Here is a 15,773-nt window from a genome sequence, read left to right on the forward strand (position 1 = left end):
GGAGTTGCCTATCATTCGAAGCATCAGGTAGACAACGTAGATGCAAGGCGCCGTTGACATGACACAGATCAAAGACATTTCCCCGTCGATTCACCCCGAGACGCCCGTCTGGCCCGGCGATACGCCCGTTGGCGTCGAGCGCGTGTGGCGCATGGAGGCGGGCTCGCCGGTCAACGTCGCACGCGTAACGCTCTCGCCGCACACCGGCGCGCACACCGACGCCCCGCTGCACTACGACGCCGAAGGCGCGCCGATCGGCGAGGTGCCGCTCGACACGTATATCGGCGCGTGCCGCGTGATTCATTGCGTGGGCGCCGCGCCGCTCGTGCTGCCCGAACACGTGGAAGGCGCATTGCCTGACATCCCGCCGCGCGTGCTGCTGCGCACCTACGCGCACGCGCCGCAGGACCACTGGGACAGCAAGTTTTGCGCCGTCGCGCCGGCAACGATCGATCTGCTCGCCGCGCACGGCGTGCGTCTGATCGGCATCGACACGCCCTCGCTCGACCCGCAGGAATCGAAAACGATGGATGCGCATCACCGCATCCGCGCACATGGCATGGCGATCCTCGAAGGCATCGTGCTCGACACCGTCGCGCCCGGCGACTACGAACTCATCGCCCTGCCGCTGAAGTTCTCGACGCTCGACGCCAGCCCGGTGCGCGCCGTGCTGCGCGAGTTGCCTTCCGCCGCCGCCAACTGAATCCCACTCAATCCGCCAAACGACGAAACGTTAGACATGAACGACCGCAACGAAGCCCTGGCAGCCGATCGCGCCGATCCGCTCGCCGCCCTGCGCGAGCAATTCACGCTCGCGGCCGGCACCATCTATCTCGACGGCAACTCGCTCGGCGTGCCGCCCTCGGCCTCGGCCGCGCGCGCGCAGGCCGTGATCGGCGGCGAATGGGGCGAAGGCCTCATCCGCAGCTGGAACACGGCAGGCTGGTTCGCCATGCCCAAGCGTCTGGGCAACAAGCTCGCGAAGCTGATCGGCGCGGCCGACGACGAAGTCGTCGTCACCGACACCATCTCGATCAATCTCTTCAAGGCGCTCTCCGCCGCGCTGCGCGTGCAGAACGCGCGCGACCCGAAGCGCCGCGTGATCGTCTCGGAGCGCTCGAACTTTCCGAGCGACCTGTACATCGCGCAAGGGCTCATCGAGCAACTCGACCGCGGCTATGAGCTGCGCCTCGTCGACGATCCCGCCGAACTGCGCGCGGCAATCCGCGAAGACGTGGCCGTCGCGATGATCACGCACGTGAACTACCGCACTGGCGAGATGCACGACATGCGCGCGCTCACCGAACATATTCACGCGCAGGGCGCGCTGGCGCTGTGGGATCTCGCACATTCGGCGGGCGCCGTGCCGGTCGACCTGACCGGCGCGAACGCCGACTACGCCGTGGGCTGCACGTATAAATATCTGAACGGCGGCCCCGGCTCGCCCGGCTTCGTGTGGGTGCCCAAGCACCACCAGGATGCGTTCTCGCAGCCGCTCTCGGGCTGGTGGGGCCACAAGTCGCCGTTCGAGATGAACCCTGTCTATCGTCCGGACAACGGCATCGGCCGTTTTCTCTGCGGCACGCAGCCGATCGTGTCGATGGCGCTCGTCGAATGCGGTCTCGACGTATTCCTCCAAACCGACATGCAGGCGATCCGCCGCAAGTCGCTCGCGCTCACCGACCTCTTCATCGAACTGGTCGAGACGCGCTGCAAGGAATACGACCTCACGCTCGTCACGCCGCGCGGGCATGCAGAGCGCGGCTCGCACGTGAGCTTCGAGCATCCGCACGGCTATGAGGTGATGCAGGCGTTGATCGCGCGCGGCGTGATCGGCGACTATCGCGAGCCGCGCGTGCTGCGCTTCGGCTTCACGCCGCTGTATCTGCGTTACGTCGACGTGTGGGACGCCGTGGAGACGCTGCGCGACGTGCTTGCCACCGAGTCCTGGCGCAAGCCGGAATTCGCCGAGCGCGGCGCGGTGACCTGAGGAGCGGCAGATGAACGATCACATGCAAGTCCCGGGTATGCCCGACGCGGGTGAAACCGCGAGTGAGACCCACGGCGCCGCACGTGGCGGCTGCCCGTTCGGACACGGCGCCGCCGCGCCCGCGCCGGCTGCGCAAGCGCCTGAGGCACAAGGCGAAGGCTGGCACGACGCGCAGCTCGACTTCTCGAAGTCGATGAGCTATGGCGACTACCTCGCGCTCGACGCCGTGCTGGGCGCGCAGCATCCGCTCTCGCCCGATCACAACGAGATGCTGTTCATCGTGCAGCATCAAACGAGCGAGCTATGGATGAAGCTCGCGCTCTACGAGCTGCGCGCAGCGCTCGCCAACGTGCATCGCGACGCACTGCCGCCCGCGTTCAAGCAGCTCGCGCGCGTCTCGCGCATCATGGAGCAGCTCGTGCAGGCGTGGAGCGTTCTCTCGACGCTCACGCCCTCCGAGTACACGGCCATGCGGCCATATCTTGGCGCCTCGTCGGGCTTCCAGTCGTATCAATACCGGCAGATCGAGTTCCTGCTCGGCAACAAGAACGCGCAGATGCTCAAGCCGCACGAGCATCGGGGCGAGATTTTCGAGCAGGTGAAAGCGACGCTCGAAGCGCCCTCGTTCTACGACGAAGTCATACGCCTGCTCGCGCGGCGCGGCTTTGCGATCGCGCCCGAGCGCCTGAACCGAGACTGGACGCAGCCGACCGAACACGACGCCACGGTCGAGGCGGCGTGGCTGGAGGTGTACCGCAATCCTTCGGAGTACTGGGATTTGTACGAGATGGCCGAGGAACTCGTCGATCTCGAAGACGCGTTCCGTCAATGGCGTTTCCGCCACGTGACGACGGTCGAGCGCATCATCGGCTTCAAGCAGGGCACCGGCGGCACGAATGGCGCGCCGTATCTGCGCAAGATGCTCGACGTCGTGCTGTTCCCCGAACTGTGGCACGTGCGCACGGTGCTGTAACGCCAATCGCTGCGGCCAAAAGCAAAAATGCCCGCCAATCGATGGCGGGCATTTTTTTGCGCGGAAACGCGTGAGGCTTAGACCACCACGGTCTGCGCTTCGCCTTCCTTGCTTGCGCGCACCACGCCGATCTTCCACACCTGCTCGCCCGCGGCGGCCAGCAGGGAAGCCGCCGCATCGGCTTGATCCGCCGCCACGACCACGGCCATGCCGATGCCGCAGTTGAACACGCGGTGCATTTCCGCATCGGCCACGCCGCCGTGCTTCTGCAGCCACGTGAAGAGCGGCGGCAGCGGCCATGCCGCGTGATCCAGTTCAGCCGTGAGGCCTTCGCGCAGCACGCGCGGAATGTTCTCGACGAGGCCGCCGCCCGTGATGTGCGCCATGCCCTTCACCGTGATGGTTTCCATCAGCTTGAGCAGCGGCTTCACGTAGATGCGCGTCGGCGCCATCAGTGCGTCGGCGAGCGAGCGGCCGTCGAAGTCGGCGGCGAGATCCGGCTGCGCGCGCTCGATGATCTTGCGCACGAGCGAGAAGCCGTTCGAGTGGATGCCGCTCGAGGCGAGACCCAGCACCACGTCGCCCGGGGCGATCGTGCTGCCGTCGATGATCTTGCTCTTTTCGACCGCGCCCACTGCGAAGCCGGCGAGATCGTATTCGCCGTCGGGGTACATGCCCGGCATTTCGGCCGTTTCGCCGCCGATCAGCGCGCAGCCCGACAGCTCGCAGCCTTGCGCGATGCCCTTCACGACCGTGGCCGCCGTGTCGACATCCAGCTTGCCGCAGGCGAAGTAGTCGAGGAAGAACAGCGGCTCGGCGCCTTGCACGAGGATGTCGTTCACGCTCATCGCGACGAGATCCTGGCCGACCGTGTCGTGTTTGTTCAGATGAAACGCGAGGCGCAGCTTGGTGCCCACGCCATCGGTGCCCGAAACGAGCACGGGCTCGTTGTACTTCTTCGGCACTTCGAAAAGCGCGCCGAATCCGCCGATGCCGCCCATCACGCCGTCGCGCAGGGTCTTCTTCGCAAACGGCTTGATGCGGTCGACGAGCGCGTCACCCGCGTCGATGTCCACGCCCGCGTCGCGGTAGGAGAGGCCTTGGTCCTGCGACTGTGCCTGATTAGCGGGGCCGGATTTCGGTTGATTCATGGGGAAGCGCCAGAAGGTCGGTAAAATGCGATTTTAACCGATTGACGGCGCCCCGCCGCCGCGGGTGGAGCGAGATTTGGAACGCGCCTCGCTTGGCGCCCCACAACCGGAAACCGAGTTTTGCCGCAGAACACACCGCATTTCGCACCGTACCAGCGTCGGGCCGTTATCTGGACCGGGATCGCGCTCGCCCTCGGCATCGTGCTGCGGCGGCCGCGGCCCAGTGATCTCCGCAGTTCTCACGAGAGCACGCTTTACTAGAACCGACTCCGTCCAGACACACCGTGCAGCGACAGTTAACGCTCGATCTCGGCACCCCGCCGCCATCGACCTTCGACAACTTCCATATCGGCGCCAACGCCGAGCTGGTCGCGCGCCTGCGCGGTCTCGACGCGGCGCTCATGGCGGGCCCGATCGCCGATCGCACGTTCTATGTCTGGGGCGAGCCCGGCAACGGGCGCAGCCACCTGCTGCACGCACTCGCCGACGAAGCGCCGCCGGGCCACGTGCGCTATCTGGGGCCGCAAAGCGCGCTGGCGGCGTTCACGTTCGATCCGCGCGTGACGATCTACGCGGTGGACGACTGCGATTCGCTCTCGGGCGCCCAGCAGATCGCGCTCTTCAACCTGTTCAACGAGGTGCGCTCCTACCCCGCCTGCGCGCTCGTCGCGACGGGCAACGCGCCGCCCATGGGCCTGGCCGTGCGCGAGGACCTGCGCACGCGCCTGGGCTGGGGCCTCGTGTTCCACCTCGCGCCGCTCTCCGACGAAGGCAAGGCGGCCATCCTCAAGTTCGCGGCGCGCGAGCGCGGCATTGCGCTCGCCGACGACGTGCCCGCCTACCTGCTCACGCATTTCCGGCGCGACATGCCGAGCCTGATGGGCTTGCTCGACGCACTCGACCGCTTTTCGCTCGAACAGAAGCGCGCGGTGACGCTGCCGCTGTTGCGCGCGATGCTCGCGAATGGCGTGGGTGATCTGGTGAGCGCAGCGAGCGCATTGCCGACGGACGAGGAACTCGCCAGCGAAGAGCCGGCAGAAACGGACGACGCGAGCGACGCGCACGAAGCTGAGGCCAGCGGCAACGCGGCCGCGCAAACGCCACCCGCTGAAGCCGACGAGCCGTCGGCACCGCCAACGCTCTTCTCCAGCGAGCCGCAAGCCCCCGCCGCCGAGCCCGACGACGCCCAGCCCTACGAGGCGCCGAAAGCACCGGCCTTGCAGGCGCGCCCACCGGCGAGCGTGCCCTTCGACAAGCCGACCGACAACGTCGAAGGCGAATTGGGGGCCAAATATCGTCACGTCGTCCACAAGGAACTGGGCACCGAACTCCAGGGCGAAGTCGAAGCCGACGTGAGCAACGAGATGAGCGGCGAGCTGCGCGGCGATCTCGATCCGCCGGCCGCAACCGCCACACCCGAGGCGAACGCAGGCGAGACACCGGGACAGGCACCGTCGACGCCCGATACGTCGGCTAGTCCGCAATCTCAAGACAGCAAAGCGCCCGCCCAGAACGACGCGCCTCCTGGCCCCGAATCCCCTGCGGACCCCGCCGCGCCGACGCCGCCCGCCGGCGGCGGCAACGGCGTCTCCCGCTTCAAGTAAAATGAGCGCCCATGGCTAACCTTGCACTTTTTGACCTCGATCACACCCTGATCCCCACCGACAGCGACCACGAATGGGGCCGCTTCATGGTGAAGCTCGGCATTGTCGACGGCGAGCGCTTTGCGCAGCAAAACGACCGCTTCTACGCCGACTACAAGGCCGGCAAGCTCGACATCCATGCCTACCTCGTCGCCATGCTCACGCCGCTCGCGAAATATTCGCGCGCGCAGTTGACGGAGTGGCACGACCAGTACATGCACGAGGTGATCAAGCCGACCATCCTGCCGAGCGCAGTCGAGCTCGTGAAAAAGCACAAGGAAGCGGGCGACCTCTGCTGCGTGGTCACGGCGACCAACGAATTCATCACGGCGCCCATCGCCGAGGTGTTCGGCGTCGACAAGCTGATCGCGTGCGAAGTCGAGACCGTGGACGGCCATCCGGCATCGGCCTTCACCGGCCGCCCGACGGGCACGCCGAGCTACCGCGAAGGCAAGATCGTGCGCGTCGAGCAATGGCTCGCCTCGCTCGGCAAGCACTGGTCGGACTTCGAGCACAGCTACTTCTATAGCGACTCGCACAACGACATTCCGCTGCTCGAAAAAGTCACCGACCCGATCGCCACCAACCCCGACGACACCCTGCGCGCTCACGCGCAACAAGCGGGCTGGCGCATTCTCGATTTGTTCCAAGCCCAGTGATCAAGAAACTCATCCGCAAGCTGTTCGGCCAGGACGACGCCGAAGCGGCGCAAGACACCGAAGCCCCCGCCGCCGATCCGGACACGGCCTCGCATGAGGGCGCGGCCGCCGTCGCCGGCAGCACCCGCGCGCGCCGCAAGCCGGCCAGCGCGCAGAAGACCTCGAAGCCGCGCGCAGGCATTGGCGCGCCCGACCCGACCACGCCCGTCATCCTTTCCGCCGACGTCCACGGCATCAATCCCGCGCTCATCTCGCGCAACGCCGTGCGCGTGACCGAAGGCCTGCAGCAAGCGGGCTTCCGCGCGTTCATCGTGGGCGGCGCGGTGCGCGACCTGCTGCTCGGCGTCGCGCCCAAGGACTTCGACGTCGCCACCGACGCCACGCCCGACCAGGTGCAGAAGCTGTTCCGCCGCGCGCGCATCATCGGCCGGCGCTTCCAGATCGTGCACGTGCAGTTCGGCCAGGAAATCATCGAGGTCTCGACGTTCCGCGCGCTGGTCGATGCGCCGTCCGCCGAGGCCGCGCCCCCCGCAGCGCCGCCAAAGCGCATGCGCCGCGACGAACTCGACCGCAAGACGCACCACGTCGATGCGAGCGGCCGCGTGCTGCGCGACAACGTCTGGGGCGAGCAGCACGAAGACGCCACGCGCCGCGACTTCACGATCAACGCGATGTACTACGACCCGGCCACGCAGACGGTGCTCGACTATCACAACGGGATGGCCGACATGCGCGCGCGCCTGTTGCGCATGATCGGCGACCCGGCCACGCGCTACCGCGAAGACCCGGTACGCATGCTGCGCGTGGTGCGTTTCGCGGCGAAGCTCGGCTTCGAGATCGAAGAGCACACGCGCGACCCCATCGTGAAGCTCGCGGACCTCATCAACAACGTGCCGGCGGCGCGTCTTTTCGACGAGATGCTCAAGCTGCTGCTCTCGGGCCATGCGCTCGAGTGCCTCAGGTGGCTGCGCAAGGAAGGGCTGCATCACGGCCTCCTGCCGCTCCTCGACGTGGTCCTCGAGCAGCCGCAGGGGGAGCGCTTCATCACGCTCGCGCTTTCGAACACCGACTCGCGCGTGCGCGCGGGCAAGCCGGTTTCGCCGGGCTTCCTGTTCGCCACGCTGCTGTGGCACGACGTGCAGCAGCGCTGGCAGCAATACACGGCCGAGGGTGAATTGCCCGTGCCGGCGCTGCATCGCGCGATGGACGACGTGATCGACGCGCAAACGGAAAAGCTCGCGATTCATCGCCGCTTCTCGTCGGATATGCGCGAAATCTGGGGCCTGCAGCAGCGCCTCGAAAAACGTGGCCGCGGCGCGATCAAGCTGCTGGAACACCAAAGATTTAGAGCGGGGTATGATTTCCTCCTGCTGCGCTGCGAATCGGGCGAGCTGGACGCCGAGGTCGGCCAATGGTGGACCGACTTCATTTCCGGCGACATTGCCGCGCGCGAGGGCCTTCTCGCGCAGGGCGGCAAGGAACGCGCGCCGCGCAAGCGCCGCCGCCGCGGCGGTGCGAAAAGCCGCAGAACGGGCGAAGGTGCTGAGTCGGAAGCCGGCGCAGCCGGTGACGAGCAGGAAGCCAGCAGCAGTGCAGACTATGACGGGCACGCCGGTCCGCACGAGGACTGACGCCGTGCGTGCGTCGCGGCAAGCCGCGGCGCACGCGTGTCGAACCGCAACAAAAGTCGCAGGAAGTGAAGCCATGACGGTTGCCTGGCTGGGAGTTGGCGCGAATCTGGGGGATGCGCGCCAGACCCTCAAAGACGCGGTGGTGTGCCTGGCACAACAGCACACCCTCACCGTCGTCGCCAAATCGAGTCTGTACCGCACCGCGCCTATCGACGCGGGCGGCGACGACTATTACAACTGCGTCGTGAAGATCGAGACGAGTCTCGACGTTCACGCGCTGCTCGCGCTGTGCCAGCGCGTGGAGCATCACTTCGGCCGGGAGCGTCCCTTTCGCAACGCGCCCCGCACACTCGACATCGACATCCTGCTTTACGGCGACGCCACGATCGACGAAACCGACCTCGTCGTGCCGCATCCGCGCATGACCGGTCGCGCGTTCGCGCTCGTGCCGCTCGTCGAGATCGATCCCGAACTCGTGATTCCGGACCTGGGGCCCGCCAGCGCGTTCCTCGCCGCCGTGGCCGACCAGCGCATCGAGAAGGTCAAGCCGTTGTGCCAGTGCATGGGCGCGCCCCCCGCGCCCCCCGCGCCAGACACGCCGCCCTCCGGCAATTGCCGATGAGCACGACACCCCTGCCCGTCGTCAGCGCGCGCGCCACGCGGCCAGCCGCGCTCCAGTACATCGTGATCGAAGGGCCGATCGGCGCGGGCAAGACCACGCTCGCCACGCGTCTCGCCGAACGCTGGTCGATGCAGACGCTGTTCGAATCGAACGCCGAGAATCCGTTTCTTGAGCGCGTGTATCGCGACACCGCGCCCTCGTCACATGCGCTCGCGGCGCAGTTGCATATCGCCTTGCAGCGCGAGCAGCTTTCGCGCGACGTGGCGGCGCGCCGCGAAGCGGGCGTACCGCTCGTGACGAATTTCCTTGCCGAACGCAACGATCTGTTCGCACGCCTCACACTCGCCGAAGACGAACTGCCGCTCTACCGAGCGCTCGCCTCGCGTCTGACCTCGTCCGCGCCCGCGCCCGACCTCGTGGTCTATCTGCAGGCGAGCCCCGAGGCGCTGTACGCGCGCATCCAGAAGCGGGCATTGCCGCGCGAGCTGCCTATCTCGAGTGCATTCCTGCGAGCGCTCTGCGACAGCTACAACGATTTTTTCTATCATTACGATCATGCGCCGGTGCTCACCGTCGGCGCGGAGCATCTGGATCTGCCAGGTTCCGATGCGGACCTCGCGCTCGTCGCCGAACGTATCGAGACGATGCGCGGCCGCAAGGAATCCTTCGTCAAGGGCACGTCGCTATAACCGCCTCATCGGTGCGATCGAACGATCAAGCGGCGCAGCCCCTCTTCGATTTTCCCTTTCCCAACGGATTTCCCCATGACTTACCTGCAGGAAACGAGCCGCAGCGCGGTCACCGTGCCCAAACTCCAGGCCATGCGCGATGCAGGCGAACGCATCGCGATGCTGACGTGCTATGACGCGAGCTTTTCGGCGCTGTGCGATCGCGCGGGCGTCGATACGGTGCTGATCGGCGACTCGCTCGGCAACGTGCTCCAGGGGCACACCACGACGCTGCCCGTCACCATCGACGACATCGCGTATCACACGGCGTGCGTGGCGCGCGCGCAAACCAGGGCGCTGATCATCGCCGATCTGCCGTTCGGCACCTTCGGCACGCCCGAAGATGCGTTCGCAAACTCGGTGAAGCTCATGCGCGCCGGCGCGCAGATGGTGAAGATCGAGGGCGGCGAATGGCTCGCGCCTACGGTGAAGATGCTGGTGGAGCGCGCCGTGCCCGTGTGCGCGCACATCGGCCTCACGCCGCAGTCGGTGCATGCGTTCGGCGGCTTCAAGGTGCAGGGCAAGAGCGATGCGGCCGCCACGCAGATGATTCGCGACGCGCTGGCGCTGCAGGACGCGGGCGCGCAGCTCGTGGTGATCGAGGCCGTGCCCGCGGCGCTCGGCGCGGAAGTCACGAAGCAGTTGCGCATTCCGACCATCGGCATCGGCGCGGGCGTGGACTGCTCGGGCCAGGTGCTCGTGCTGCACGACATGCTCGGCATTTTCCCCGGCAAGCGGCCGCGCTTCGTGAAGGACTTCATGACGGGGCAGCCCGATATCGAATCGGCCGTGCGCACGTATGTGCAGGCCGTGAAGGAAGGCACGTTCCCGGGGCCCGAGCACGTGTTCTGATCCGGCAGCTTTGCTTCGCAGGATGAAAAAAGCGCGCTCTGTCTGGAGCGCGCTTTGTTTTTGTGATGCGCTACGACCGTAATCTCATCGAATCAGGCGCGCCGGCACTGCGCCGCGCAGCGCGTTCGTGAGCATCAAGGCTTCGGCGTCGAGCACGTCGTCGCGCGTGAGCACGCGCTCCTGTGCGCCGAACGCTTCGTCGTCGAGCAGCACGCCGCGCATCACGCCCGGCAGCACGCCCGAGGCGAGCGGCGGCGTGAACCACTTGCCGTCGAGCTTCACGAACACGTTCGAGCGGCCGCCTTCGGTCAGCTCGCCGCGTTCGTTGAAGAAGAGCATGTCGAAGGCGCCCTGTGCTTCGGCCTCGCGCCAGGCGCGATCGAAATCGGCGCGGCGCGTGGTTTTGCGCAGCAACAGCGCGTCGGCGGATTCGACCGGCGCAAAGCCGTGATCCGGCGCGAGCAGCACGCCCACGGCGTCCTGCGCGAGCGGCGCAAGCAGTGCGCTGGTAATCGTCGCTGCCCCGCTCTTGCCGAGCGCGAGGCGCACACGGTGTGGCGCGTTATCGTCCGCAAACGTGGCGCAGGTTTCGTCGATGCCTGCTCGCAACGCTTGAACGTCGCACGGGAAACCGAGCCACGCCGCGCTCGCCGCGAGCCGCGCGAGATGGCGCTCGGCGTGGCGCACACCGTCAGCGCGCGTCGCGTACATCGTTTCGAAGCATTCGACGCCCGGGTCGGCATCGGTCAGAAAACGGGCTTTCAAGCGGCACTCCTCGTATTCGTCGGCGGCCACGCTGTCGAGCACGATGCCAGCGCCCACGCCCATTTCACCGCGGCGCGTGTCACCCGCGCCCCTCGAGGGCGCATCGAGCGTCAACGTGCGGATCACGACCGAGAGGCAAAAGTCGCCGCAGGCCTCGGCCGCCGTGGGCGCTTCGAGCCAGCCTATCGTGCCCGTGTAGAGCCCGCGCGGCGCATGCTCGAGCGCTTCGATCAGCTCCATTGTCCGGTGCTTGGGCGCGCCCGTGATCGAGCCGCACGGAAAGAGCGCGCGCATGGCGGCGGCGAAGGTCGTGCCTTCGCGCAGCGTCGCTTCGACGGTCGAGGTCATCTGCCAGACGGAACGGTAAGGCTCCACGCTGAAGAGCGCCGGTACGCGCACCGAGCCGGTTTGCGCGACGCGCGAGAGGTCGTTGCGCAGCAAGTCGACGATCATCACGTTTTCTGCGCGGTTCTTCGGATCGTTCGCGAGAAAACGCGCGGCGGCGGCGTCCTGCTCTGCATCGTCGGAACGTGCGGCCGTGCCCTTCATCGGTTTCGCACGCAACGTTTTGCCGCGCTTCTCCACGAACAGCTCCGGCGAGCACGAGAGCACCCAGCGGTCGCCCGGCAACGCAATCAGCGCGCCGTAACGCACGCGCTGACGCTCGCGCAAGCGCCGGTAAAGCGCGAGCGGCGAACCGTACGCCTCGAAGCCGAGCCGGTAGGTGTAGTTGATCTGATACGAGTCGCCCGCGCGCAAGGCGTCCTGCACGGCGGCGATGTCCTGCTCGAAGCGCTCGCGATCGACACCGATCGTCACGCCCGCCACGCCTGCCGGCGCAGGCGCTTCACAGCCCTCCTGCGCCGCGAGCCACGCATCAGTTTGCTCGCGCGAGCGCTTTTCGCAGCGTTCGAACAATAAAAAACGCAGCGCGGCGTGGCCGTGCTGCGTTTCGATGGATGAGGCCGTGTCGCGCTTTGCGAATTCGAGCGTGCGCCCGAACTCGTAGTCGCCGATCACGAGCGCGTGAAGTCCCTTGCCAAGTTCGGCATTCACTTGCGCGCACACTGCGTCGAGATCCGCCGCGCGCTCGCATGCAAGCTCGCGCACGAACCCCGTATAGAGGCGGCTCGAGCGGCTAGCCGCCGTCGAGTCGCCGTCGTCGAGCAGCGCGAAAGTTGCAACACTCGTCGCATCACCCGCCGCGCCGCCAGGATTGACTGCCATTACGCTAACTACCTGCTATTGACCTGCTGCTGCATGGCGTCGCCGGAAAAGCGCATCAGTCGAAGAAGCTCTTCACGCGGTCGAACCAGCTCTTGCTTTGCGGGCTGTGGCGCGAACCGCCTTCCACGAGCGACTTCTCGAACTGCTGCAGCATCTCGCGCTGGTGATCGGTGAGCTTGACCGGCGTTTCCACCTGGACATGCACATACAGATCGCCGGCGATGCTCGAACGCAGGCCCTTGATGCCCTTGCCGCGCAGACGGAACGTCTTGCCCGACTGCGTGCCTTCAGGCACCGTGAACGATGCGCGGCCCGCCAGCGTCGGCACTTCGATCTCGCCGCCAAGCGCCGCCGTGGTAAACGGAATCGGCATCTGGCAGTGCAGGTCGTCGCCGTCGCGCTCGAACACCGCGTGCTGCTTGATGTGGATCTCGACGTACAGATCGCCCGACGGCCCGCCGTTGATGCCCGGCTCGCCATTGCCGGCCGAGCGGATGCGCATGCCGTCGTCGATGCCCGCCGGAATCTTCACTTCGAGCGTCTTGGTTTCCTTGACCTTGCCAGCGCCGTGGCAGTTCGTGCAGGGTTCAGGAATGTACGAGCCCGTGCCGTGGCACTTCGGGCAGGTCTGCTGGATGCTGAAGAAGCCTTGTGACATGCGCACCGAACCCGAACCATGGCAGGTCGGGCAGGTTTCGGGCTTCGTGCCGGGCTTCGCGCCCGAGCCGTGACAGACTTCACAGCCGCTCCAGCCCGGCACGCGGATCTGCGTCTCGTAGCCGTGCGCCGCCTGCTCCAGCGAGATTTCCATGCTGTAGCGCAGGTCCGCGCCGCGATACACCTGCGGGCCGCTGCGCTGGCCACCGCGGCCGCCGCCAGCGGCCTGGCCGAAGATATCGCCGAAGATGTCGCCGAAAGCGTCCGCGAAACCGCCGAAGCCCTGCGCGCCCGCGCCGCCCATGTTCGGATCGACACCGGCGTGGCCGTACTGGTCGTAAGCCGCGCGCTTTTGCGAGTCCGACAGCATTTCGTAGGCCTCTTTGGCCTCCTTGAAATGCTCTTCCGCATCCTTGTTGTCCGGATTGCGGTCGGGGTGATGCTTCATCGCGAGCTTGCGATACGCCTTCTTGATTTCGTCGTCGCTCGCGTTCTTCGCGACGCCCAGAACCTCGTAGTAATCCCGTTTCGCCATATCGGTTCAACGCCGGCCTCGCGCTTCACGGCGCGCGCCGGCTCCTCTTGAATGCTGGATCTCGTGACCCGTTTGCCGTTCCTTCGAACATCCGCACGGGCGCTTCTCACGCCGCGGCGGCCCCTGAAAGAGAACGGCCTCCATAAAACAAATGTGCCCGGAGAGCCGGATGGCTCGCCAGGCGCTGCAATGCTGACACGCATCGTAACCGATGCGGCCGCTTTCGTAGCCGCTTTCATCGGATCACGACCGTTCGCTGATCAGGCAAAACGGTCATGACGCCACGAACCGACTTAGTCCTTCTTGACTTCCTTGAACTCGGCGTCGACCACGTCGTCGGCGTTGTTCTGTGCGCCCTGCTCAGCAGCACCCGCGCCACCTGCGGCACCCGCACCGGCTGCACCGGCCGCGCCTGCCTGCTGTGCCTGCATGTCGGCGTACATCTTTTCGCCGAGCTTCTGCGACGCGGTCGAAAGCGTCTCGACCTTCGCCTCGATCGTCGCCTTGTCAGCCGACGAGCTCTTCAGCGTTTCTTCCAGATCCTTCAGCGCGGCTTCGATCGCTTCCTTCTCGCTGGCTTCGATCTTGTCACCGTACTCGGCCACGGCCTTCTTCGTGCTGTGAACCAGCGCATCGCCCTGGTTGCGCGCGTCGGCAATCTCGCGCAGACGGTGATCTTCTTCCGCGTTCGCTTCGGCGTCCTTCACCATCTTCTCGATTTCCGCTTCCGACAGACCCGAGTTCGCCTTGATGGTGATCTTGTTTTCCTTGCCGGTGGCCTTGTCCTTCGCGCCCACGTGCAGAATGCCGTTCGCGTCGATGTCGAAGGTCACTTCGATCTGCGGCACGCCGCGCGGTGCGGGCGGGATGCCTTCGAGGTTGAACTCGCCCAGCAGCTTGTTGCCCGCTGCCATTTCGCGCTCGCCCTGGAACACCTTGATCGTCACGGCCGACTGGCTGTCGTCCGCCGTCGAATAGACCTGTGCGTGCTTGGTCGGGATCGTGGTGTTCTTGTTGATCATCTTGGTCATCACGCCGCCGAGCGTCTCGATACCGAGCGAGAGCGGGGTCACGTCGAGGAGCAGCACGTCCTTGCGGTCGCCCGACAGAACCTGGCCCTGAATCGCGGCGCCAACGGCCACGGCTTCGTCCGGGTTCACGTCACGGCGCGGGTCCTTGCCGAAGAACTCCTTCACCTTCTCCTGCACCTTCGGCATACGCGTCTGGCCGCCGACGAGAATCACGTCGTCGATGTCGCTGACCTTCACGCCTGCGTCCTTGATCGCCACGCGGCACGGCTCGATGGTGCGCTCGATCAGTTCTTCGACCAGCGCTTCCAGCTTGGCGCGCGTGATCTTGAGGTTCAAGTGCTTCGGACCCGACGCGTCTGCCGTGATGTACGGCAGGTTGATTTCGGTCTGCTGGCCCGACGACAGTTCGATCTTGGCCTTTTCAGCGGCTTCCTTCAGACGTTGCAGCGCGAGCACGTCCTTCGAGAGGTCGACGCCCTGCTCTTTCTTGAACTCGCCGATGATGTAATCGATGATGCGCTGGTCGAAGTCTTCGCCGCCGAGGAACGTATCGCCGTTGGTCGAGAGCACTTCGAACTGCATTTCGCCATCGACGTCCGCGATTTCGATGATCGAGATGTCGAACGTGCCGCCGCCCAGGTCGAATACGGCGATCTTGCGGTCGCCCTTTTCGGCCTTGTCCAGACCGAACGCGAGTGCGGCTGCCGTCGGCTCGTTGATGATGCGCTTGACTTCCAGGCCGGCGATGCGGCCTGCGTCCTTGGTGGCCTGACGCTGGCTGTCGTTGAAGTACGCGGGAACCGTGATCACGGCTTCGGTGACCGGCTCGCCGAGGTAGTCTTCAGCGGTCTTCTTCATCTTGCGCAGCACTTCAGCCGAAACCTGCGACGGCGCGAGCTTCGAGCCATGCGCTTCGACCCAGGCGTCGCCGTTGTCGTGCTTGACGATCTTGTAGGGCATCAGGCCGATGTCCTTCTGCACTTCCTTCTCTTCGAAGCGGCGGCCGATCAGGCGCTTGACTGCGTACAGGGTGTTCTTCGGGTTGGTGACCGACTGGCGCTTGGCCGGTGCGCCGACCAGCACTTCGTTGTCGTCCATGTAAGCGATGATCGACGGCGTCGTACGGGCGCCTTCCGAGTTCTCGATCACCTTGACCTGATTGCCTTCCATCAGCGCCACGCACGAGTTGGTGGTGCCGAGGTCAATACCAATGATTTTGCCCATTTTTGTCAAATCTCCAGATTTTGGTCGCTGTGCGGACGCCGCTTTCGCGCTGCGCAGGTAACTGCCTGCTCGAGCCGCGTTTTCC

The 15,773-nt window shown here is 65.9% G+C and carries 12 protein-coding genes and 1 pseudogene; 9 read left to right on the top strand and 4 right to left on the bottom strand.

From position 1 onward, the window contains the following. The first annotated feature begins 58 nt into the window (after positions 1–58). From kynB to kynA, 3 genes are read left to right on the top strand one after another with little or no spacing between them, the layout of a single operon-like run. Complete coding sequence (gene kynB / locus M3I56_RS02205) at positions 59–703, top strand: arylformamidase (RefSeq protein ID WP_254352372.1); 645 nt, start codon at positions 59–61, stop codon at positions 701–703. Between the two features lie 36 nt (positions 704–739). Next, positions 740–1,990: a kynureninase gene (gene kynU, locus M3I56_RS02210; RefSeq protein WP_254352373.1), complete on the top strand. Its 1,251-nt coding sequence runs from the start codon at positions 740–742 to the stop codon at positions 1,988–1,990. A gap of 10 nt (positions 1,991–2,000) precedes the next feature. Continuing rightward, a complete protein-coding gene (gene kynA, locus M3I56_RS02215) occupies positions 2,001–2,963 on the top strand; it encodes a tryptophan 2,3-dioxygenase (protein WP_254352374.1) in 963 nt (320 codons plus the stop codon). 77 nt (positions 2,964–3,040) lie between these two features. On the opposite strand, the gene purM is transcribed toward kynA, so the two are convergent. Continuing rightward, complete coding sequence (gene purM / locus M3I56_RS02220) at positions 3,041–4,114, bottom strand: phosphoribosylformylglycinamidine cyclo-ligase (protein ID WP_254352375.1); 1,074 nt, start codon at positions 4,112–4,114, stop codon at positions 3,041–3,043. Positions 4,115–4,398: 284 nt separating this feature from the next. On the opposite strand from purM, the pseudogene hda reads away from it, so the two are divergent. The 6 genes and pseudogenes from hda to panB all read left to right on the top strand — a co-directional run. Then, positions 4,399–5,076, top strand: a pseudogene (gene hda / locus M3I56_RS02225) (DnaA regulatory inactivator Hda); the annotation flags it as partial. 653 nt (positions 5,077–5,729) lie between these two features. Next, positions 5,730–6,416: an HAD family phosphatase gene (locus M3I56_RS02230; RefSeq protein WP_254352376.1), complete on the top strand. Its 687-nt coding sequence runs from the start codon at positions 5,730–5,732 to the stop codon at positions 6,414–6,416. After that, positions 6,413–8,047 carry a polynucleotide adenylyltransferase PcnB gene (gene pcnB, locus M3I56_RS02235; RefSeq protein WP_254352377.1) on the top strand — a complete coding sequence of 545 codons (1,635 nt, stop codon included), beginning with the start codon at positions 6,413–6,415 and terminating at the stop codon, positions 8,045–8,047. The genes M3I56_RS02230 and pcnB overlap by 4 nt, the downstream gene beginning before the upstream one ends. 73 nt (positions 8,048–8,120) lie before the next feature. Beyond that, a complete protein-coding gene (folK, locus tag M3I56_RS02240; protein ID WP_254352378.1) occupies positions 8,121–8,669 on the top strand; it encodes a 2-amino-4-hydroxy-6-hydroxymethyldihydropteridine diphosphokinase in 549 nt (182 codons plus the stop codon). Further along, positions 8,666–9,358: a deoxynucleoside kinase gene (locus M3I56_RS02245; RefSeq protein ID WP_254352379.1), complete on the top strand. Its 693-nt coding sequence runs from the start codon at positions 8,666–8,668 to the stop codon at positions 9,356–9,358. The genes folK and M3I56_RS02245 overlap by 4 nt, the downstream gene beginning before the upstream one ends. A gap of 75 nt (positions 9,359–9,433) precedes the next feature. Then, the gene (gene panB, locus M3I56_RS02250; protein ID WP_254352380.1) at positions 9,434–10,249 is read left to right on the top strand and encodes a 3-methyl-2-oxobutanoate hydroxymethyltransferase; all 816 of its coding nucleotides are present in this window, start codon (positions 9,434–9,436) and stop codon (positions 10,247–10,249) included. Between the two features lie 84 nt (positions 10,250–10,333). Here the strand turns inward: panB and pabB are convergent, their stop codons facing one another. The 3 genes from pabB to dnaK form a co-directional block, all read right to left on the bottom strand. Continuing rightward, positions 10,334–12,241 carry an aminodeoxychorismate synthase component I gene (pabB, locus tag M3I56_RS02255; RefSeq protein WP_254352381.1) on the bottom strand — a complete coding sequence of 636 codons (1,908 nt, stop codon included), beginning with the start codon at positions 12,239–12,241 and terminating at the stop codon, positions 10,334–10,336. Positions 12,242–12,296: 55 nt separating this feature from the next. Further along, on the bottom strand, positions 12,297–13,433 hold the full coding sequence (gene dnaJ, locus M3I56_RS02260; protein ID WP_254352382.1) for a molecular chaperone DnaJ: 1,137 nt from the start codon (positions 13,431–13,433) through the stop codon (positions 12,297–12,299). 293 nt (positions 13,434–13,726) lie between these two features. Further along, positions 13,727–15,688 carry a molecular chaperone DnaK gene (gene dnaK, locus M3I56_RS02265; RefSeq protein ID WP_254352383.1) on the bottom strand — a complete coding sequence of 654 codons (1,962 nt, stop codon included), beginning with the start codon at positions 15,686–15,688 and terminating at the stop codon, positions 13,727–13,729. Positions 15,689–15,773: the final 85 nt, after the last annotated feature.

The organism is Paraburkholderia sp. CNPSo 3281, assembly GCF_024206515.1.
GTDB lineage: Bacteria > Pseudomonadota > Gammaproteobacteria > Burkholderiales > Burkholderiaceae > Paraburkholderia > Paraburkholderia nodosa.